Here is a 19440-nt window from a genome sequence, read left to right on the forward strand (position 1 = left end):
GCGCGACCGGGCGCGGCCGCCCAGGTCACCGATGGCCGTGATGGCGACGAGGACGCTGCCCTCCCCTGCCGACGACAGGTCGCCACCGAGGACCGGGGCACCCGCCTCGCGGGCGGCCGCAGCGATGCCCTCGGCCAGGCCCAGTGCCCAGTCGACCTCGGTCGCGGGGTCGGCGGCGAGCGCGACGAGCAGACCGGTGGGCGTGGCGCCCATCGCGGCGATGTCCGCGACGTTCTGCACGACGGCCTTGTGCCCGACCTCCTGCGGCGAGGACCACGTGTCGAGCCAGTCGCGCCCGCGCACCATCGTGTCGGTCGTGAGCACGACGGCCCCGGACGGTGCGGCGAGGACGGCCGCGTCGTCGCCCGGGCCGAGGACGACGTCGGCGGGTCCCCCCTTCGCCGTGTCGTAGACCGGGAAGAGGCGCCTCAGCAGCTCCCCCTCCGACAGGTCGGACAGGCGGGTCGGGTGCATCGGTCACGCTCCATCGAGGCGAAGGGGGTCAGCACCGCACGGTAGCCTCCCCGCCGTGCCCTTCACCCGCCGACCTCGTGCCGCTCTCGCCCTCGGCTGCGCGCTGCCGCTGCTGCTCGCGGGCTGCGGAGGTGCCGTGGAGGTGGCCGTGCCCGATGCGGCGGACAGCCCGCCGTGCGTCGCGGCCGCCGAGCACTGGCCCTCGACGCTGAGCGAGCTGGAGCCCCGCGAGACCGACCCGAGCGACCCGGGTGCGGGCGTGGGGCGACCCGGCGGTCGTCGCCCGGTGCGGATGCCGGCCCTGGGACCGACCGAGGAGCAGTGCGTCGTCGTCGACGACATCGGCTGGGTCGCCGAGGAGCTCGGGGACGGCACGCGCCTGACGACCTATGGGCGCGACCCGGCGATCGAGGTCATCGTGCCCGAGGCGCACGGGCCGGGGCCGCTGCTGCTGCCCGCCTTCACGCAGGCGGTCGAGGAGCTGCCGACCAACGGGCGCGAGTGCTCCTGAGGATCAGCGCAGGGCCCACTCCCCCTCGCCCTGCCCCAACTCTGCAAGACCCTAGGGTCCTGCAGGGTTGGCGCGGTCAGCGCAGGCCGACGGGGCGCTCGAGGGCGAGCTGGATGAGCTCGTCGACGAGCTCGGGGGTAGGCGAGGCCGCTCGCGTCCCACATGCGCGGGTACATCGAGTGCGGGGTGAAGCCGGGCATCGTGTTGATCTCGTTGATGACCACGGCGCCGCCCTCGGTGACGAAGCAGTCGACCCGGGCCAGGCCCTCGCAGGCCAGCGACTCGAAGGCCGCGGCCGCCAGGCGGCGCACCTCGTCGATCGCGGCCTGCGGCAGGTCCGCCGGGCAGGACAGCACGACCGAGGCCTCGTCGAGGTACTTGGCCTCGAAGTCGTAGAAGTCGTGACCGTGGCCGGACTCGACGACGATCTCGCCGGGCATCGAGGTGCGGGGGGCGTCGAGCCCGCGCCCCTGGAGGACGGCGCACTCGATCTCACGGCCGACGATGCCGGACTCGACGATGACCTTGAGGTCGTGCTCGCGGGCGGCCTCGATGGCCGCCTCGAGCCCGTCAGGGGCGTCGACCTTGGACACGCCCATCGACGAGCCGGCGCGGCAGGGCTTGACGAAGACGGGGAAGGTCAGCGCGTTGACGGCGTCCATCGCGGCGGCCTTGTCCCGGCGCCACTGGGCGTCGGTGATGACCGTGTAGGGCCCGACGGGCAGGCCGGCGCCGGCGAAGACGACCTTCATGTAGTGCTTGTCCATGCCGGCCGCGGAGGCGAGGACGCCCGAGCCGACGTAGCGGATGTCGGCGAGCTCGAGCATGCCCTGCAGGGTGCCGTCCTCGCCGTAGGGGCCGTGGAGCAGCGGGAAGACGACGTCGACCTCGCCGAGGGCCTCGAGCGCCTGCCCTGCTCGGTGCACCGTGAGGGTGGAGTCGCCGACGCGGGTCGGCAGGATGACCTCGGTGCCGGTCTCGGTGACCTCGGGCGTGTGCCCCGGCGTGAGCGCCAGCGCATCGGGGTCGTCGGCGGCGAGCACCCACGACCCGTCGGTCGTGATCCCGACGGGGACGACGTCGTAGGCGTCACGGTCGATCGCGCGCAGCACGCCCGCGGCCGTGGCGCAGGAGACGGCGTGCTCGGAGGAGCGACCGCCGAAGACAACGGCGACGCGGGGCTTGCGGCTGGACTGGCTGCTCATCGGGGAGAGACTAACCTCTAGCCTCGCCCTCATGGAGCACGACGACGCCGCACAGGCCCTCTCCCCCCGCACCAAGGTGGTCGCCCTCGGGCGCCCCGAGCGCACCCCGGGTGCGGCGCTCAACCCGCCCGTGACCTTCACCTCGACCTACATCCAGGACGGGCCGGTCAACTACGCGCGGGTCGGCAACCCGACGTGGACTCCCTTCGAGGAGGCGGTCGGCGAGCTCGAAGGGGGTGACGCGCTCCTCTTCTCGTCCGGCATGGCCGCGGTGCAGGCCACGCTCTCGCTCGTGCCGACCGGCGGCACCGTCGTCGCGCCGGCTGCCGCCTACAACGGCGTCGTCGTCACGCTCACCGAGGCGGCGCGCGACGGTCGGCTCGAGGTCCGGTGGGTCGACGTCACCGACACCGCGGCGACGACCGCGGCCCTTGCCGGCGCCGACCTGCTGTGGCTCGAGTCGCCGTCCAACCCGCTGCTCGAGGTCGCCGACATCGCCGCCCTCACCGACGCCGCGCACGAGTCGGGGGCGCTCGTCGTCGTCGACAACACCTTCGCCACCCCGCTGCTGCAGCGCCCGCTCGAGGACGGCGTCGACGTCGTCGTGCACTCCGCGACGAAGTACCTCTCCGGCCACTCCGACGTCATCCTCGGCCTGACCGTCACCCCCGGCACCGACGCGGGCCGGGAGCTGCACGCCCGCCTCGCCCGCCACCGCACCCTCGGTGGGGCGATCGCCGGACCCATGGAGGCGTGGCTCGCGCTGCGCGGGCTGCGCACGCTCTCCCTTCGCCTGGAGCGGGCGTGCGCCAACGCCGCCGACCTCGCCGAACGCCTGGCCACCCACCCGCGCATCTCCCGCGTGCGCTACCCCGGCTGGGGCGCGATCGTCTCCGTCGAGGTTGCCGGCGACGGTGATGGCGCCGCCGAGGCCGAGGCCATGACCGCCGGCACCCGCATCTGGTCGCCCTCGACGAGCCTCGGTGGTGTCGAGTCGCAGCTCGAGCGCCGCCGCCGCCAGCCCGGCGAGCCCGACGCCGTCCCCGACAACCTCGTCCGCCTGTCCGTCGGCGTCGAGGACGTCGACGACCTCTGGGCCGACCTGCAGCAGGCCCTCGACCGGATCTGAGCACGGCCCTTCGCTCGGGTAGAGCTAAAAACGACCGGATAGCCGGTCGCCATCACCTCCACCGGGCCAGCTGAGGGACCGGCCCTTCGAGTCGGCCGCGGACGGCCTCCTCAGGGACCGGGGAGGAGAGCAGGCGCAGGACGAAGGGGGATGACCGCGCACATCAAGCCGAAGTCAGGCACGACGACGCGACGTGCGGGGAGACGAAGGACTTCGGCGGGCGCGGTCGTCCCCCTTCGTCCGGAGCGGGCCCTTCGAGACGCTTGCTGCGCAAGCTCCTCAGGGACCGGGGGGCTACTCGGTCTCGTGCTTGCGGGCGCGGGCGAGCAGGACGTCGACCATGTCGGCGGGGGCGAAGCCCTCGTGGACGACGCGGTTGACCATCTCGGTGATCGGCACGTCGACGCCGTGGGCGCGGGCGAGGTCGAGGATCGAGGCGCAGGACTTCACGCCCTCGGCGGTCTGCTTCGTCTGCTCGGTGACCTCGGCGACCGACATGCCCTCGCCGAGCTTGACGCCGAAGGAGTGGTTGCGCGACAGCGGCGACATGCACGTCGCGATGAGGTCGCCGACGCCGGCCAGACCGGCCATCGTCCGCGGGTCGGCGCCCAGTGCCATCGCCAGGCGGGTCGTCTCGGCGAGCCCGCGGGTGATGAGCGTGGCCTTGGTGTTGTCGCCGAAGCCGAGGCCGGCGGCCATGCCGACGGCGAGGGCGATGACGTTCTTCACCGCGCCCCCGAGCTCGGCGCCGACGACGTCCTGGCTCGTGTAGGGGCGGAAGTAGCTCGTCGAGCAGGCCGCAGCGACCCGGTCGGCGGCGGAGACGTCGGGGCAGGCGACGACCGTGGCGGCGGGCTGCCGCTGGACGATCTCGCGGGCGAGGTTGGGCCCGCTCACGACGCCGATCCGGTCGGCCGGGACCCCGGCGACCTCGTGGATGACCTCACTCATCCGCTTCGTCGTGCCGAGCTCGATGCCCTTCATCAGGGACACGACGATCTTGTCGCCGAGCAGCGGCGCCCACTCGGTGAGGTTGGTGCGCAGCGACTGCGACGGCACCGACAGGATGACGATCTCGGCGCCCTCGGTGACCTCGGCGGGGTCGGTGGAGGCGCTGATCCCGCCCGGTAGCTGCACGCCCGGCAGGTAGTCGTCGTTGACCCCGCGGTTGAGCTGCTCGACGAGCTCGGGGCGTCGGCCCCAGACCCGCACGTCGTTGCCGCCGTCGGCGAGGATCGAGGCGAAGGCGGTGCCCCAGCTGCCGGCTCCGAAGACTGCGATGTGGCTCACGACTGCTCTCCTGATCGGTAGTCGCCCGTGACACGCATGCCATGGGCCTTTGGGTCGAAGCGCTCGGCCGGTGCACGCTCACCGCGCATGGTCTCGAGCTCGGTGGTGATGGCCTGCATGATCCGGTCGGTGGCCGCGGTGACGGCCGCTCCCTTCGCCGGCTGTGCCCGCAGGTCGTCGAGGTCGACGGGCGGACCGAAGCGCACCTGGATACGCACCCGGTGGCGCGACAGGCGAGGGCGCTTGGCGTAGCGGGGCAGCAGGTCCTGCGGCCCCCACTGGGCGACGGGGATGACCGGCGCACCGGACTGCAGGGCCAGGCGCGCTGCGCCGGTCTTGCCCCGCATGGGCCACAGGTCGGGGTCGCGGGTGAGCGAACCCTCCGGGTAGATGACGACGCACTCCCCCGCATCGAGCGCCCGCACGGCGTGGACGAGTGCGGTGCCGGCCGACGTCGTCTCGCGGTCGACGCGCACCTGCTTGGCGTGGCGCAGGACCCACCCGACGACCGGGGTGTCGAAGAGCGTGCTCTTGGCCAGGTAGACGGGGCTGTAGCCGCGGTTGTAGAGCACGTGCGCCCACGGGAAGGGGTCGACGTGGGAGACGTGGTTGGGCGTGATGATGAAGCCGCCCTGCTCGGGCACGTGCTCCAGACCGCTCACCTCGTAGCGGGCGACGAGGCGCATCGCCCCGCGCAGCAGCCCGGCAGCCACCCGGTACATCACGGGCGTGTGCGTGCGGTGGACGACCATGTCACCTCTTCTTGCTCTCGGCCTTGCACACCCTAGGCCACGGATACGCTCGACCTGTGCAAGCCACGGTCTTCTCCCACAGCCCGGACGACGGCACCGTCGTCGTCACCGACGAGGGTGTGCGCCTCGAGGCGACGCCCGAGGTCTTCGCCGAGAGCTCGTTGCGCTTCGTGCGCCCCGGGCAGCGGGTGAGCATCGTCGTCGCCGACGGCGTGGTCACCCGTCTGTGGATCGTCGGCATCGGCGACGGTGAGACGATCGCCTGACGGCACGGCGCGGGCCGACATGACGAGGGCCGACGACCACGTGGTCGTCGGCCCTCGTCGTGCTCCTCGGGTCAGCTGCCGCTGCCGGCCGAGGATGCGGTCTTCTTCGCCGGAGTGGCCTTCTTGGCCGTGGTCTTCGCCGCCGACGTCTTCTTCGCCGGAGTGGCCTTCTTCGTCGTCGTCTTGGCCGCCGACGTCTTCTTCGCCGGAGTCGCCTTCTTGGCCGTCGACTTCTTGGCCGCCGACTTCTTCGCGGCGGAGGTCTTCGTCGCCGTCTTCTTGGCCGGGGTCGAGCTCGCGGCGGACTTCTTCGTGCGACGCCCGGGCAGTGCACCTTCGGCGATCGACAGGGCGGTGCCACCGGCGGCGACGGCCGCACCGGTCACCGTGCCGGCGGCAGCACGCGCAGCTGCGGGTGCGGCCTTGGGCAGCGAGCGCGGGTCGGCGACATAGCCCTTGAAGCTCGTGCCGGCCTTGAAGCGGGGGACGCTGGTCTTCTTGATCTTGACGACCTCACCGGTGCGCGGGTTGCGGCCGGTGCGCGCGGCGCGGGCCGCCTTCTCGAAGGTGCCGAAGCCGGTGATGGCGACGCGGCCGCCCTTGGCGACCTCACGGACGATCGTGTCGAGCACGACCTCGAGTGCTTCCTGGGCGGCCTTGCGGCTGCCGAGCCTTTCCTCGAGAGCCTTGACGAGTTCTGCCTTGTTCACGGTCACTCCCGTAGCGGTGCGGCGCCGGTCGTCCCCCGGCTGGGAAGGCCGAGCCGTACACCCGACCTGTTCCGACGGTATTGGGGTCACGACCTCCGGTGGGTCATTTGGACGTCGCCTTTTCTTGCCGCACAAGCGCATTCGCACCCTGCCCGCTGCGCGGGGTGAGGGGCTCCCCCTTCGTCCTGCAGCGGGGCGTCCTGCGGCACAACGGGATTGGGCCGCAGCCGCCCGTCACGATCGTCACGGCACGAGGACGACATGACGAAGGGGGTGCCGCAGCACCCCCTTCGTCATCGTGGCGACGACACGCCGGTCAGGCAGGCGTCGTCGTCGGCTTCCAGCTCGGCCGGGTCGCCTCGAAGTCGGTGATGTCCTGCTCGTGGCGCAGGGTCAGGCCGATGTCGTCGAGGCCTTCGAGCAGACGCCAGCGCGTGTAGTCGTCGACGTGGAAGGCGCAGACGATGTCACCGGCGGTGACGGTCCGTGCGGTGAGGTCGACGGTGATCTCGGCACCCGGGGTGTTCTCGAGGTACTTCCACAGCAGCTCGACGTCGTCCTGGCTCACCTGCGCGGCGAGCAGCCCCTGCTTGCTCGAGTTGCCGCGGAAGATGTCGGCGAAGCGCGAGGAGATGACGACGCGGAAGCCGTAGTCCTTGAGCGCCCACACGGCGTGCTCGCGGGAGGAGCCGGTGCCGAAGTCCGGGCCGGCGACGAGCACGGAGCCCTCGCGGTAGGCCGGCTGGTTGAGCACGAAGGTCTCGTCATTGCGCCAGGCCGCGAAGAGGCCGTCCTCGAAGCCGGTGCGCGAGACGCGCTTGAGGTAGACCGCCGGGATGATCTGGTCGGTGTCGACATTGCTGCGGCGCAGCGGGACCCCGGTGCCGGTGTGCGTGGTGAATGCGTCCATGGCTCAGGCTCCTTCGGTGACGAGGTCGGTGGCGGGCAGGGCGTCCAGGTCGGCCGGGCTCGACAGCGTCCCGCGCACGGCGGTGGCCGCGGCGACGAGCGGGCTGACGAGGTGGGTGCGGCCCCCCTTGCCCTGGCGCCCCTCGAAGTTGCGGTTGCTCGTCGAGGCGGAGCGCTCGCCGGGGGCGAGGGTGTCGGGGTTCATGCCGAGGCACATCGAGCAGCCGGGCAGGCGCCACTCGGCGCCGGCGTCGGTGAAGACCTTGTCCAGGCCTTCCCCTTCGGCCTGCAGCCGCACGCGGGCGGAGCCGGGCACGACGAGCATGCGGACGGAATCGGCGACGTGGCGGCCCTTGATGACCTCGGCCGCGGCGCGCAGGTCTTCGATGCGGCCGTTGGTGCACGAGCCGACGAAGACGGTGTCGACGGCGACCTCGCGCAGCGGGGTGCCGGCGGTCAGGCCCATGTACTCGAGCGCCTTTGCCGCAGCGAAGCGCTCGTTGTCGTCGCCCATGGCCTCGGGGTCGGGCACGGCCTCGCCGAGGGGCGAGCCCTGGCCGGGGTTGGTGCCCCACGTGACGAAGGGGGTGAGCGTCGAGGCGTCGATGTCGACCTCGGCGTCGAAGACGGCGTCGTCGTCGGTGCGCAGCTCGCGCCAGGCCTCGACGGCGGCGTCCCAGTCGGCGCCGGTCGGGGCGTGGTCGCGACCCTTGAGGTACTCGAAGGTCGTCTCGTCGGGGGCGATCATGCCGGCGCGGGCGCCGGCCTCGATCGACATGTTGCACACGGTCATGCGTGCCTCCATCGACAGCGCCTCGATGGCCTCGCCGCGGTACTCGAGCACGTAGCCCTGGCCACCGCCGGTGCCGATCTTGGCGATGACGGCGAGGATGATGTCCTTGGCCGTCACGCCCGGCTGCAGCTGGCCGGTGACGTTGATCGCCATCGTCTTGAAGGGGTTGAGCGAGAGCGTCTGCGTGGCGAGCACGTGCTCGACCTCGCTCGTGCCGATGCCGAAGGCGAGCGCGCCGAAGGCACCGTGGGTGCTCGTGTGGCTGTCGCCGCAGACGACCGTCGTGCCCGGCTGGGTCAGACCCAGCTGGGGGCCGACGACGTGGACGATGCCCTGCTCGGCGTCGCCCATGGGATAGATCTGCACGCCGAACTCCGCGCAGTTGTCCCGCAGCGTCTCGACCTGGATCTTGCTCACCGGGTCGGTGATCGGGCCCGGCGTCGTCGGGACGTTGTGGTCCTCGGTCGCGAGGGTGAGGTCGGGGCGGCGGACCGGTCGGCCGGCGAGGCGCAGGCCCTCGAAGGCCTGCGGGCTCGTCACCTCGTGCAGGAGGTGCAGGTCGATGTAGAGGAGGTCGGGCTCCCCGTCGTTGCGTCGGACGACATGTGCGTCCCAGACCTTCTCGGCCAGCGTTCCAGCCATCTCTCTCTTTCCCATCCCGGCGGTGGTTGTCACGGCCTGTGGGCCGTGTCCCACATCGAGATTCGCACGTCACCGGACCCCCGGACCTTGCGTCTCACGACATGAGATGTCAGTATCACTCCATGGACAACGGTAGCGGAGTTGGCGTTCTGGACAAGGCAGCCGTCGTGCTGGGCGCTCTCGAGGCGGGTCCCTCGACCCTCGCCCAGCTCGTGGCGGCGACGGGACTGGCACGCCCCACGGCACATCGACTGGCGGTCGCGCTCGAGCACCACCGGCTCGTCGGACGCGACATGCAGGGGCGCTTCGTCCTCGGCCCGCGCCTGGGCGAGCTCGCGGCCTCGGCCGGTGAGGACAAGCTCCTCGTCGCGGCGGCCCGGTCCTCGGCGCCCTGCGTGACCACACCAACGAGTCGGCCCAGCTCTTCCGCCGGCAGGGCGAGCACCGCGTCTGCGTCTCGGCCGCCGAGCGCCCCGTCGGGCTGCGCGACTCGATCCCGTCGGCGCGACCCTGTCGATGCACGCCGGCTCCGCGGCCCAGGTGCTGCTCGCCTGGGAGGAGCCCGACCGGCTGCACCGTGGCCTGCAGGAGGCGGCCTTCACGCGACGATGCTCTCGGCGGTGCGCCGCGCGGGTGGGCGCAGAGCGTCGGCGAGCGCGAGGCGGGCGTTGCCTCGGTCTCGGCCCCGGTCCGCTCCCCCTCCGGCCGGGTCATCGCGGCCGTGTCGATCTCGGGCCCGATCGAGCGCCTCTCCCGCCAGCCCGGTCGCCTGCACGCCGCGACCGTCATCGCCGGCGCCAACAAGCTGACCGAGGTCCTGGAGAAGCACGCCAGGGCGGCCGAGGCCGCCGACCGCGACACCGAGTGACGAGAGGTCGCGACGGACCACAGGGCGAAGGGGGAATCTCCCCCTTCGCCCTGCCTGTCGTCGTCGTGCGCACGTGTCGTCGTTGACGCCACCTGGCTGACCGGAGAAGGGCAACCGGGTGACGTCAACGACGCCGGGCTCGGCGTGCGGCCAGCTCGGCCTGGACCTTCGGGCGTCACCTGTCGCGTGACGCCAGCCCTCGAGCTGCTGCGGCCACGATCGCGACGACCACTGCAGCCGGCAGCAGGAAGGTGGCCACGTCGACCATCGCCGGATCGTCGCCGTCCATGCGCGCGAGGTCGCGTCGGACACTCCACGCCGAGTAGGCGATGTAGGTCGGCAACGCTGCCGCAGCGAGTACCCCGATGGGTCCGTCGACTCGGATCAGGCGGCGGATCGTCGCCAAGCCCACGGAGGCACCCACCGACGCGACGCTCCAGAAGATGCCCTCGACGATGACCGCAGCAGGCGTGGGGCCAGTGCCGTCGACGGTGCGGGCGATCATCATCGCGTCAGCGATGACGTAGACGATCACGGCGGGCAGGAGCAGGGTCATGGACCGCACGAACGCATCACGCCACGTGCGCCCGGCCCAGCACGCGGCAAAGCCTGCGATCAGCCAACCCCACGCAACACCCACGAGCTTCGCCAGCCAGAACGACCCCGGCACCAGCCCGAAGTTCGCCGCGACGTTGACCGCCCCGAGCGCAACGCCCGAGGAAACGAGCAGGGCCCGCCCCACCCAGGCGGCGCCGCGACCAGCTTCTTGACCCATCCTCGACATCCCCTTTGCCCACGCTCACAACCCTGCAAGACCCTAGGGTGCTGCAGGGTTTGGGAGAGGCCGGACACGACGAAGGCCCCCGCTCTGACGAGCGGGGGCCTTCGACCGATGTAGCCCCGACGGGATTCGAACCCGCGCTACCGCCTTGAGAGGGCGGCGTGCTAGGCCACTACACAACGGGGCCATATGTGCTTCCCGGGCCGGCGGACCGGCTGGGCAACGGAGAGAACCTTAACCCCGAAGGGGGCTCTTTCCGAAATCGAGCGGCGGACCGCTCTCAGCGCTGGGGTACCAGGACTCGAACCTAGAACAACTGAACCAGAATCAGCCGTGTTGCCAATTACACCATACCCCAAGGGGGTATCACCGACCCTTCGGACCGAAGTCCGCGCGGCCTGTGAACCGAGAGACGATGCTACCCGTCGATCGGCGACTCCCCAAATCGCGGCTCAGGCCAGCGAGGAGCGCAGCGAGCGCAGCCGCTCGAGCGTCGACGCCTGGCCCAGGATCTCCATCGACTCGAAGAGCGGCGGGCTGATCCGCGCCCCCGAGACGGCGGTGCGCAGCGGCCCGAAGGCGAAGCGCGGCTTGATGCCCAGACCGTCGACGATGACCTCGCGCAGCGTCGCCTCGATCCGCTCGGCGTGCCACTCGTTGCCGTCGCGGCTCTCCTGCGAGAGGACACCGGCTGGCACCTGCAGCTTCTCGAGCGCGGTGATCGCCGCGTCGAGGACCTCGGCAGCGTTGTCCTTCAGGCCCGCTCGCGCGTCCTCGTCGATCTGCAGGTCGGCGTCGGCGGTGTAGAAGGGCCGCACGAGAGCGCTCGCCTCGGTGAGCAGCGCGATGCGCGTCTGGATGAGCTCGGCGACGGACTTCAGCCGGGCGAGCTCGCCCAGCGAGGGGTTGTCGCCGAGGACGCCGTCGGCCTGCAGGTAGGGCAGCAGGCGCGAGGTGAAGTCACCGAGCTCGAGGTCGCGGATCCACGCGCCGTTGAGCCACTCGAGCTTCTTCAGGTCGAAGATCGGGCCGACCGTGTTGACCTTGCTCCAGGCGAAGTCGCGGCTGAACTCCTCGAAGGTGAACTTCTCGACGTCCTGGCCGTCCTCCCCCTTCGCCGGCGGGTAGGCCAGCAGGCCCAGGAAGTTGACGACGGCCTCGGGCAGGTAACCCTGCTCCTGGAACCACGTGAGGCGCGCCTCGGGGTTCTTGCGCTTGGAGATCTTCGACTTGTTGGTGTTGCGCAGCAGCGGCATGTGCGCGAACTTCGGCGGCTCGAGGCCGAGCCACTGGTAGAGCAGCACGTGCTTGGGCGTCGAGGAGATCCACTCCTCGCCGCGCACGACGTGGGTGATGCCCATCTCGTGGTCGTCGACGACGACGGCCATGTGATAGGTCGGGAAGCCGTCGGCCTTGAGGATCACCTGGTCGTCGGGGCGCGGCGCGGAGACGGTGCCGCGGATGACGTCCTCGAAGGTCGTCGGAGCGTCGTCGGGCACGAGCATGCGCACGACCGGCGTCTCGTTGAAGCCCTCGAGCTCGGCGCGCTCCTCACGCGTCTTGCCCAGGCACATGCGGTCGTAGCCGGTGGGCAGCTTGAGCTTCTGCTGCTTCTCGCGCATCGCCGTCAGGCGCTCGGTGGAGCACCAGCAGTAGTAGGCGTGGCCGTCCTCGACGAGCTTGTCGACGTAGGGCCGGTAGGTCTCCAGCCGCTCGCTCTGCCGGTAGGGCGCGTAGGGGCCTCCGACGTCGGGGCCCTCGTCCCAGCGCAGGCCGAGCCAGCCGAGGGTGTCGTAGAGCTGCTGCTCGCTCGTCGCGTTGAAGCGGGCCCGGTCGGTGTCCTCGATGCGCAGGACGAACTGCCCGCCCTGCTGCCGCGCGAAGGCGAGGTTGAACAGGGCCATGTAGGCGGTGCCGACGTGCGGGTCGCCGGTCGGCGACGGCGCGACGCGCAGGCGAGGGGCCGACGACTCGGTCGGTGCGGGGGCGGTGGAGGGTGCAGAGGAGTCGCTCATGATGGCCCGATCGTATCGCCGTCACCGCGCCCCATCCCCGTCTGCACGCAACCATGACGAAGGGGGGTCCGGCGTCAGTCGGGGTAGCGCTCCGCGAGCGCCTCCTCCATCGGGTTCCAGTGGTGGCCCCACACCCCCGTGCCGATGTCGGCACCGGTCTGCGCACCCTCGGCGATGTCGCGCGCGGTGTCGAAGGGGTTGAGGTCGAAGCCGGAGGTGACGGCGCCGACCACGGAGCCGATGATCGCGCCGGTCCGCGCGGCGGCGTCGCCCCGCTCGCTCTGGGGCGTCTCCAGGACGATCTGCGTGCCGGGGGCGTCGGGCAGGAGACCGGCGAGCGGGCCGCTCTGCTGCTGGGTCGTGAGGATGTCGGTCGAGGTGCTGTAGGCCCGGATCTGCCCCTCGCTCGTCTCGGCCATGACGGACGCGCCGGTCGACCCGTCGGCGCGCAGCGCGGCGGCGGCCTCGGCGGTGTGCTCGTGGACTCCCGCCGCGTCGAAGGTGACCGCCGGCTGGCCGGTCGCCATCGCCGCCGCGGCGGCGAGCCGCACCCGCCGGAGCGAGTGCCCGGTGAAGGTGACCTCGCCCCCGGTCGCCGCGTTGACCTGCGCGGCCAGCTCCATGGCCTGCGTGTACTGGCGAGCCGGCAGCCCGGCACCCTGCAGGCCGTTGTCCACCCAGTCGGACAGCTCGTCGGCGTCGCTGCCACGGAAGGCGAGGACGTAGCCGCCGTCGGGCGTGCGGTAGAGACTCGACTGGAGGCCCGAGGAGTCGTCGTTGAACTGCGCCGGGTCGAGCCCCAGGGCGCGGATCTCGTCCTCGGTCGGCATCGTGTAGCCCGGCGGCAGGTCGGGCTGCCCGTCGTGCATGAGCGGGTCGTCGTAGAGCGCGTTGTCGCTCCCGTAGACGTGGTGGGCCAGGGACCACAGGTCACGATCGACCCGCTGCCCCTCGGTGCCGCGCACGTCGTCGTCGAAGCTCGAGCCGCCCGGTGCCGGTGGGGACGGCGGCGCCTGCGGCCCGGGAGCGGACGGCCCGGGGAGACGTCGGCGCACCGGCATCGGCCACCCGCTCCCCCGCCGACCTGGGCGCTCGTCTCACCCTGCTCGTCCGCCTGCGCGGTGAGCTGCCGCGCGGCGGTGGCCAGCCGCGCCGCGCACTCCTCGACCTGGCGCTGGGCGAGGCGCCACTCCCGGTCGAAGTCCTCGAGGTCGGGGCCCTCCCACGCACCCCGCAGCACGACGAGTCGGGCACTCGCCTCCGTGCCCACGCGGGTCATCCGTGCCGACTGGTCGTCGAGCTGGGCTGCGATGTCACGCAGTCGATCGGCATCGGCGCCGTGGGTCAGGGTCATCAGGGTCTCCCGCCGTGGATGACCCGACGCTAGCGACGAGGTGACGAGGTGCACATGGGGAGCACTCCCCTTCGAGGCCCCCTGCGTCGACGTGGAGCGAAGGGAGGTCAGGCGGGGCGTGGCGCGTACATGATCAGGGCGACGCCGGCGAGGCAGACGAGGGCACCGGCGACGTCCCACCGGTCGGGGCGGAACCCGTCGACGACCATGCCCCAGAGCAGGGACCCGGCGACGAAGACCCCGCCGTAGGCGGCGAGGATCCGCCCGAAGCTCGCATCCGGCTGGAGGGTCGCCACCGCGCCGTAGAGGCCGAGTGCGATGACACCGGCGCCGACCCACAGCCAGCCGCGGTGCTCGCGCAGCCCCTGCCACACGAGCCAAGCTCCGCCGATCTCGAGCAGCGCGGCGAGGACGAAGAGCGGGACCGACCGGGCGACGTCCACGTCAGCTTCGCGTCACTCGGAGGCGACGAAGGGGTTGGCCAGAGTCCCGATCGCGTCGATGTCGATCTCGACCCGCTGCCCGGGGTCGACGAGGCCGACGCCCGCCGGGGTGCCGGTGAGGATGACGTCGCCGGGCAGGAGGGTGAAGGACTTCGACGCGTGGCTGATGAGGGCCGCGACACCGTGGACCATGTCGGAGCTGTGGCCGTCCTGGGCCACCTCGCCGTCGAGGCGGGTGACGATCGAGACGTCCTGCGGGTCGAGGTCGGTCTCGATCCACGGACCGAGCGGGCAGAAGGTGTCCATCCCCTTGGCGCGGGCCCACTGGCCGTCGCCCTTCTGCAGGTCGCGCGCGGTGACGTCGTTGGCGATCGTGTAGCCGAAGATGACCTTCTTGGCCTCCTCCGGCTCGATGTCCTTGCACATCCGGCCGACGATCACCGCGAGCTCGCCCTCGAAGCTGACCTTGGACGTCTGCTCCGTCGGGATGACGACCGGGTCGCCGGGACCGACGACCGCGGTGTTGGGCACGAGGAACATCATCGGCTCGGCCGGGACCTCGTTGCCCATCTCGGCGGCGTGGTCGGCGTAGTTGCGCCCGATGCCGATGATCTTGCTGCGGGGGATGACGGGTGCGAGCAGTCGCACCTCGTCGACGGTCGTCGTGCGACCGGTCAGCTCGATCCGCTGGTAGAGCGGGTCGCCGGTCACCTCGGCGATCTTCTTGCCGTCTGCGTCGACGAGCCCGTAGACGGGGTCGTCACCTTCGGTGTATCTCGCGATGCGCACGGCACCACCCTAGTGAACATCTAGCCTTGCCCCGATGACGACCTTGACCCGCGAGGAGTGGACCGCCCGTGCGCGCGCCCACGAGCAGGCGGTCGACGAGCTGACGGCCGGCCACCGCGAGCGCCGGGCACGGGGTGAGCGTCACGCCGTCGAGGACTTCCTCTTCGAGTACTACGCACACCGTCCGGCGCACCTGCGCCGGTGGCACCCGGGCCCCGGCGTGACCCTGCTCGACGCCGGCGAGGACTTCGCCGGCCGGTCCGGTTACACGGTGGGCGCGGACGGCAGCGCCCGGCTCGACGTCGACGACTTCGTCGGGCGAAGGGGGCGGACCGTCACCTTCGTGCGGGACCTGCTCACGGCGACGCTGTCGCGGCCGGGCACCCACGACTGCTTCGGGCTGCATGAGTGGGCGATGGTCTACCGCCTCCAGCCGGGCGAGCAGCGGCACGAGCAGCTCCCCCTTCGCCTGGGACAGGAGGCGACGGACGCGGTCGTCGAGGGCCACCGCATCCGGTGCAGCCACTACGACGCCTACCGCTTCTTCACCCCGGATGCGGTGGGGCGCAACACCCTTCGCCCGACGCGGGAGGACCAGGCCGACCACGAGCAGCCGGCCTGCCTGCACGCGGGCATGGACACCTACAAGTGGGCCTTCAAGCTCGCGCCGGCGATGCCCTCGGAGGTGACCCTCGACGCCTTCCGGCACGCGCTGCGGGTGCGGCGCCTCGACATGCAGGCCTCGCCCTACGACGTCTCGGGGCTCGGGCTGGACCCGGTCGCCATCGAGACGCCGGAGGGCAAGGCCGAGTACGTCGCCCGCCAGCGCGAGCTCATGGTGACGTCCAACTCCCTTCGTCGTCGGATCGTCGAGGTCTGCGACCTGCTGCTGCCGCGCTGACCTGACGCACCCGCCAACTCCGCAAAACCCTAGGGTCTTGCGGAGTTGGGGCCTCCGAACTTCGCACAACCCTAGGGTTGTGCAGGGTTCGGGGAGCCGCGCTGACACCGGCGCCTGCCACGCTGGTGGCATGGACCGGCCGCTGGAGACCCAGGCGAGACGCTTCTACGACGGTGGGCCGCCCGACGGGCAGCCCGACCCCACGTCGCCGCCGCTCATCGTCCTCGAGCGCACGCTCGACATGTCGGTCGAGGAGTTCCGCATGGGGCGACGGCTGGGCTACCGCGACCGTGAGCTGGGGCAGCTGCTCGTGCCCGTCGACCCGACGACCTTCACGACCGACCTGACCTCAGTGCCGTCGATCTTCCTGTGGCTCGTGCCGCGCACCGGTCGGCACCTGCCGGCGGCCCTGCTGCACGACGGGCTCGTGCGCGGAGCCTTCACCGCCGCTCCCGGGGTGCGGATCGACCGCGAGCGCGCCGACCTCGTCTTCCGGGCGCCATGGCCGACACCGGGACCGGGCTGATCCGGCGGTGGCTGATGTGGACCGCGGTGACGCTCGGGACCTTCTTCCAGGACACGCGCTCGCCGTGGTCCGCGGCCGAGCGGCTGCGCTGGCGGGCGACGGCGATCGCGACCGTGCTCGTCGTCGCCGGACTCGGCGTGCTCGCGACGCTCGACCTCTTCGACGTCGCCGTGCCGCTCGTCGGCGGCGTGCCGTGGATGGGCGATCGGCCCTGGTGGATGGAGCTGCTCACCGGCGCCCTCGGCGCGATCGTCATCCCGGTGGTCATCGGGCTGGCCGGGTGGGGGCGCTTCCGCGCCGCCGGGATGATCCTCGGGGTCGCCCTGGCCCTGCTGCTCCACGTGACGGCGGCCGTCGCCCTGCTCACCGGCGTCTACCAGGTCGCCGAACGCCTCGTCACCCGCGCGACGACCCCCTGAGGCTGCATTGCCCTACGGCAATGCAGCCTCAGGTGCGCATTGCCGTAGGGCAATGCAGCCTCAGGGGCGCAGGACGAGCAGGCCGAGGTGCAGCTCGAGGCGGTCGCGACCACGGGAGAGGTCGAGTCCGGTCACGGACTCGATCCGCCGCAGCCGCGCGTAGACGCTCTGGCGGTGCAGGCCGAGGCGAGCCGAGGTGATGCCGACTGAGCAACCCTCCTCGAGATGGACCCAGGCGGTCTCGACGAGCTCTGGTGCGGCCGCGAGCAGTTCCGCGACCGCGGGGGTGCGCACCGCCTCGAGCAGGTCGTCGCCGGCCGTCGTGCCGAGCAGGCGCTCGATGCCGAGGGACGACCACGCATGGACTCGCGCGGCGGCGCACTGGCCGGGCGGGTCAGGGGTGGACGGACGCACGACGCGCAGGGCGGCGCGCCCTTCGCGCAGGGAACGTGCCACATCCACCAGCGGCACGAGATCGCCCACCCCGGCGACGACGTGCTCCTCCACGACCCGACCGAGGGTGCGCAGGGCCGACTCGGCAGCGTCATGGACCTCCAGGTCCGTCGCCGCCGGGACGACGAGCACGAGGTCGCCCGAGCGCTCGGCGACGCCGATACGACGCGGCAGACCTCCAGGCCCGTGCACCTCGTCGACCCGCAGCCGGACACCGGGCGCTGCGCCCAGGACGACGACCGCGGCCGGGCGCCGGGGTCCACGGCCAGCTCGTCGGCCAGCTCGCGGGCGGGGCCGCTGCGCGAGCCCGCTTCCGCGTCGAGCAGGTCGAGGACGAGACGCTCGGTCTCGCGGCGACGGGAGGTGAGCCGGGCCAGGTGCTCCCCCGCCTGGTCGGCGAGCACCGTTGCGGCACGGACCCGGTCGGTCGTCAGCCCCTCGGGGGGCTCGACCGCCCACAGGTAGCCCTGGGTGACCCCTCTCCACCGTGCAGGCAGGCACAGCCGCGCCTGCGTGCCACGTTCCGGGTCGCCGGGCACGTGGACCGGCGCGCTCGCCCGCGCGATGCCGAAGCTCTCGAACCACTCACGGGTGCGCGGGCGCGCTCCGCGGGAGAGCACCGTCTCGGCCCGCACGCTGTCGACGTCACCGGCGTGCGCGGCGAAGGCAAGCAGCCGGAAACGACGGTCCTCCAGGGTCACCGGGGCGAGGAGGATCGCGGATGCCTCGTCGACGAGGTCCTGCACATCGGCCATCGGACAAATGTAGGCGGAGCGGCCCACTGCACCAGGCCACCCTTAGGGGTGGTGCAGCCCGAGCCCGCCCTCCCTACTGTCGAGAGATGACGATCTACAGCACCACTGTCCGGGCCGCGCACCTTGTCACCAACGCCGCCTGGTTCGGCGGCTCGCTCATGGGCGCCGTCGCTCTCAACCCCGCATCACGAGTGGGCGACAGCGCTCAGGAGCGCTCCCGCATCGCCGACGAAGGGTGGACCTCGTGGGGACCTGTGCAGGCCGGCGCGATCGGCGTGCACCTCCTGAGCGGGCTGGCGATCGTCGCCGACAACAAGCGGCGCGTCGCGGTCCACCCACCGACCACAGCTGCAGTCGTCGTGAAGACGGCTCTCACCGGCATCGCGCTGGTCGCGAGCGCCGCCGCGTATCGCGAGGGGGCCCGGCTCGGTCGCGCCCAAGAGGCCGGCGACCGGGACCCGGAGTCGGCCCAGCGCGTCCGCGACCTCTCTGCCCGTATGCGCTGGCTCCAGTGGGCCACCCCGATGGCGACGGGCGGCCTGCTCGTCCTGGACGCCGCCCTCGGCGAGCAGCAGCGTGGTCCGGCTGGTCTCCTCGATCGCGCGTCGTCGCTGCGACGTTCATGACGACCGGCACCGCCGCCTCGCGGCCCTTCAGCTTCTTGGCTTGGGCGGACCAGGACCTCGTCCTTGCAGCCCGCGATGTGGCGGCAGACATCCCGGCGGCACTGTCGCTGGCGATCGACCTGAGCCCGCTCTCCTCCCACCTGGGGACGAGCACGTGGTCCTACCTGCAATCCCTAGGCTCCCTCGGCGCCGGCGATCTCACCGTCGCCCGGGTCGTCGAGCCGCACCTCGATGCGCTGAGCATCCTGGAGCAGGCGGCCGACGCACACCCTGGCGCCGACGTGACCGTCAGCGCACCACGGGGCAGCACCTGGGGCGTCTACGCGGCCCACTCCCCGGACACCCATCTGGACGCCACCCGCTCGGATGCGGGCTGGCGTCTGTCGGGGAGCAAACCGTGGTGCTCGCTCGCGGCCCACGTCAGCCACGCAATCATCACCGCGCACGTGTCCGACGAGCGGCGGCAGGCCTTCGCCGTCGACCTGTCGCACCCCGGCATCCGACGGGACGACGCGTCCTGGGCCTCGCGCGGGCTCGTGGACGTGCGCAGCACCGGCCTGGACCTGCACGACGTCCCCGCGACCCCCGTCGGCCCGGCCGGGTGGTACCTGACCCGACCGGGATTCGCGTGGGGTGGGGTCGCCGTGGCGGCCGTGTGGTTCGGAGCTGCGGCAGCCCTCGCGCAGCGCGTGCTCGACGCTGCATGTCGCCGGGAGCCCGACCAGATCGCGACCTGGCACCTCGGTCGCCTCCGACCGGGCTCTGGCGGGCCGCCGAGCTCGAGCTGCGGGCGGCAGCCGCGCGATCGACGCGGGGACGGCCGCGGGCG

The 19440-nt window shown here is 72.0% G+C and carries 21 protein-coding genes, 2 tRNA genes and 2 pseudogenes; 10 read left to right on the forward strand and 15 right to left on the reverse strand.

Features of this window, described 5'->3' with window-relative positions:
- Positions 1 to 474, reverse strand: a 474-nt coding sequence (locus tag AC2W7J_RS05375; RefSeq protein WP_485981691.1) for a thiamine-phosphate kinase, incomplete at its 3' end; no start/stop codon positions are given.
- A gap of 55 nt (positions 475 to 529) precedes the next feature.
- Here AC2W7J_RS05375 and AC2W7J_RS05380 point away from each other — a divergent pair.
- Positions 530 to 985 (forward strand): hypothetical protein, encoded by a 456-nt coding sequence (locus tag AC2W7J_RS05380; protein ID WP_485981692.1) that lies wholly within the window; start codon positions 530 to 532, stop codon positions 983 to 985.
- Between the two features lie 76 nt (positions 986 to 1061).
- Here the strand turns inward: AC2W7J_RS05380 and AC2W7J_RS05385 are convergent.
- Positions 1062 to 2190: pseudogene (locus tag AC2W7J_RS05385) on the reverse strand (D-alanine--D-alanine ligase family protein).
- 31 nt (positions 2191 to 2221) lie between these two features.
- Between AC2W7J_RS05385 and AC2W7J_RS05390 the strand changes: the two are divergent.
- Positions 2222 to 3319 (forward strand): trans-sulfuration enzyme family protein, encoded by a 1098-nt coding sequence (locus AC2W7J_RS05390; RefSeq protein WP_485981693.1) that lies wholly within the window; start codon positions 2222 to 2224, stop codon positions 3317 to 3319.
- A gap of 294 nt (positions 3320 to 3613) precedes the next feature.
- Here the strand turns inward: AC2W7J_RS05390 and AC2W7J_RS05395 are convergent, their stop codons facing one another.
- Together AC2W7J_RS05395 and AC2W7J_RS05400 are read right to left on the reverse strand one after the other, a co-directional pair.
- Positions 3614 to 4609, reverse strand: a complete 996-nt coding sequence (locus AC2W7J_RS05395; RefSeq protein WP_485981694.1) for an NAD(P)H-dependent glycerol-3-phosphate dehydrogenase — start codon at positions 4607 to 4609, stop codon at positions 3614 to 3616.
- Entirely contained in the window at positions 4606 to 5361 is a 756-nt protein-coding gene (locus AC2W7J_RS05400) for a lysophospholipid acyltransferase family protein (protein WP_485981695.1), read from the reverse strand. Before AC2W7J_RS05400 ends, AC2W7J_RS05395 begins: the two co-directional genes overlap by 4 nt.
- 56 nt (positions 5362 to 5417) lie before the next feature.
- Between AC2W7J_RS05400 and AC2W7J_RS05405 the strand changes: the two genes are divergently transcribed.
- Positions 5418 to 5627 (forward strand): hypothetical protein, encoded by a 210-nt coding sequence (locus tag AC2W7J_RS05405; protein ID WP_255185722.1) that lies wholly within the window; start codon positions 5418 to 5420, stop codon positions 5625 to 5627.
- A gap of 71 nt (positions 5628 to 5698) precedes the next feature.
- On the opposite strand, the gene AC2W7J_RS05410 is transcribed toward AC2W7J_RS05405, so the two are convergent.
- The 3 genes from AC2W7J_RS05410 to leuC all read right to left on the reverse strand — a co-directional run bounded on the left by AC2W7J_RS05410 (position 5699) and on the right by leuC (position 8681).
- Positions 5699 to 6337 carry an HU family DNA-binding protein gene (locus AC2W7J_RS05410; protein WP_485981696.1) on the reverse strand — a complete coding sequence of 213 codons (639 nt, stop codon included), beginning with the start codon at positions 6335 to 6337 and terminating at the stop codon, positions 5699 to 5701.
- 316 nt (positions 6338 to 6653) lie between these two features.
- A complete protein-coding gene (leuD, locus tag AC2W7J_RS05415; RefSeq protein ID WP_255185720.1) occupies positions 6654 to 7247 on the reverse strand; it encodes a 3-isopropylmalate dehydratase small subunit in 594 nt (197 codons plus the stop codon).
- Between the two features lie 3 nt (positions 7248 to 7250).
- Positions 7251 to 8681 (reverse strand): 3-isopropylmalate dehydratase large subunit, encoded by a 1431-nt coding sequence (gene leuC / locus AC2W7J_RS05420; protein WP_485981697.1) that lies wholly within the window; start codon positions 8679 to 8681, stop codon positions 7251 to 7253.
- 122 nt (positions 8682 to 8803) lie between these two features.
- Between leuC and AC2W7J_RS05425 the strand changes: the two are divergent.
- A pseudogene (locus tag AC2W7J_RS05425) lies at positions 8804 to 9549 on the forward strand (IclR family transcriptional regulator).
- A gap of 175 nt (positions 9550 to 9724) precedes the next feature.
- Here AC2W7J_RS05425 and AC2W7J_RS05430 read toward each other — a convergent pair.
- From AC2W7J_RS05430 to AC2W7J_RS05450, 5 genes are all read right to left on the reverse strand, one after another.
- A complete protein-coding gene (locus AC2W7J_RS05430; RefSeq protein ID WP_485981698.1) occupies positions 9725 to 10291 on the reverse strand; it encodes a hypothetical protein in 567 nt (188 codons plus the stop codon).
- Between the two features lie 153 nt (positions 10292 to 10444).
- A tRNA-Glu gene (locus AC2W7J_RS05435) sits at positions 10445 to 10517 on the reverse strand.
- Between the two features lie 99 nt (positions 10518 to 10616).
- Positions 10617 to 10688 (reverse strand) — tRNA-Gln (locus AC2W7J_RS05440).
- Positions 10689 to 10782: 94 nt separating this feature from the next.
- On the reverse strand, positions 10783 to 12345 hold the full coding sequence (gltX, locus tag AC2W7J_RS05445; RefSeq protein ID WP_485981699.1) for a glutamate--tRNA ligase: 1563 nt from the start codon (positions 12343 to 12345) through the stop codon (positions 10783 to 10785).
- 74 nt (positions 12346 to 12419) lie between these two features.
- Positions 12420 to 13310 (reverse strand): Tle-like phospholipase domain-containing protein, encoded by an 891-nt coding sequence (locus AC2W7J_RS05450; protein WP_485981700.1) that lies wholly within the window; start codon positions 13308 to 13310, stop codon positions 12420 to 12422.
- 32 nt (positions 13311 to 13342) lie between these two features.
- Between AC2W7J_RS05450 and AC2W7J_RS05455 the strand changes: the two genes are divergently transcribed.
- Positions 13343 to 13732: a hypothetical protein gene (locus AC2W7J_RS05455; protein ID WP_485981701.1), complete on the forward strand. Its 390-nt coding sequence runs from the start codon at positions 13343 to 13345 to the stop codon at positions 13730 to 13732.
- Positions 13733 to 13806: 74 nt separating this feature from the next.
- Here the strand turns inward: AC2W7J_RS05455 and AC2W7J_RS05460 are convergent, their stop codons facing one another.
- Positions 13807 to 14142 (reverse strand): YnfA family protein, encoded by a 336-nt coding sequence (locus tag AC2W7J_RS05460; protein ID WP_255185714.1) that lies wholly within the window; start codon positions 14140 to 14142, stop codon positions 13807 to 13809.
- Positions 14143 to 14154: 12 nt separating this feature from the next.
- Positions 14155 to 14931, reverse strand: coding sequence for a fumarylacetoacetate hydrolase family protein (locus AC2W7J_RS05465; protein WP_485981702.1), 777 nt, complete (start codon positions 14929 to 14931; stop codon positions 14155 to 14157).
- A 34-nt stretch (positions 14932 to 14965) separates the two neighbouring features.
- Here AC2W7J_RS05465 and AC2W7J_RS05470 point away from each other — a divergent pair, with 34 nt between their 5' ends.
- The 3 genes from AC2W7J_RS05470 (at position 14966) to AC2W7J_RS05480 (ending at position 16777) form a co-directional block, all read left to right on the forward strand.
- Positions 14966 to 15832, forward strand: coding sequence for a 3-methyladenine DNA glycosylase (locus AC2W7J_RS05470; protein ID WP_485981703.1), 867 nt, complete (start codon positions 14966 to 14968; stop codon positions 15830 to 15832).
- A 130-nt stretch (positions 15833 to 15962) separates the two neighbouring features.
- Positions 15963 to 16358 carry a DUF1353 domain-containing protein gene (locus AC2W7J_RS05475; RefSeq protein WP_485981704.1) on the forward strand — a complete coding sequence of 132 codons (396 nt, stop codon included), beginning with the start codon at positions 15963 to 15965 and terminating at the stop codon, positions 16356 to 16358.
- Positions 16334 to 16777, forward strand: coding sequence for a hypothetical protein (locus AC2W7J_RS05480; RefSeq protein ID WP_485981705.1), 444 nt, complete (start codon positions 16334 to 16336; stop codon positions 16775 to 16777). Before AC2W7J_RS05475 ends, AC2W7J_RS05480 begins: the two co-directional genes overlap by 25 nt.
- A 60-nt stretch (positions 16778 to 16837) precedes the next feature.
- On the opposite strand, the gene AC2W7J_RS05485 is transcribed toward AC2W7J_RS05480, so the two are convergent.
- Positions 16838 to 17815: a PucR family transcriptional regulator gene (locus AC2W7J_RS05485; RefSeq protein WP_485981706.1), complete on the reverse strand. Its 978-nt coding sequence runs from the start codon at positions 17813 to 17815 to the stop codon at positions 16838 to 16840.
- A gap of 256 nt (positions 17816 to 18071) precedes the next feature.
- Between AC2W7J_RS05485 and AC2W7J_RS05490 the strand changes: the two genes are divergently transcribed.
- Positions 18072 to 18611 carry a hypothetical protein gene (locus AC2W7J_RS05490; RefSeq protein WP_255185710.1) on the forward strand — a complete coding sequence of 180 codons (540 nt, stop codon included), beginning with the start codon at positions 18072 to 18074 and terminating at the stop codon, positions 18609 to 18611.
- Positions 18608 to 19440: acyl-CoA dehydrogenase family protein (locus AC2W7J_RS05495; RefSeq protein WP_485981707.1), on the forward strand; the 833-nt coding region annotated here is incomplete at its 3' end. The genes AC2W7J_RS05490 and AC2W7J_RS05495, both read left to right, overlap by 4 nt.

It is taken from the genome of Janibacter sp. CFPM2_SD2, assembly GCF_057364645.1.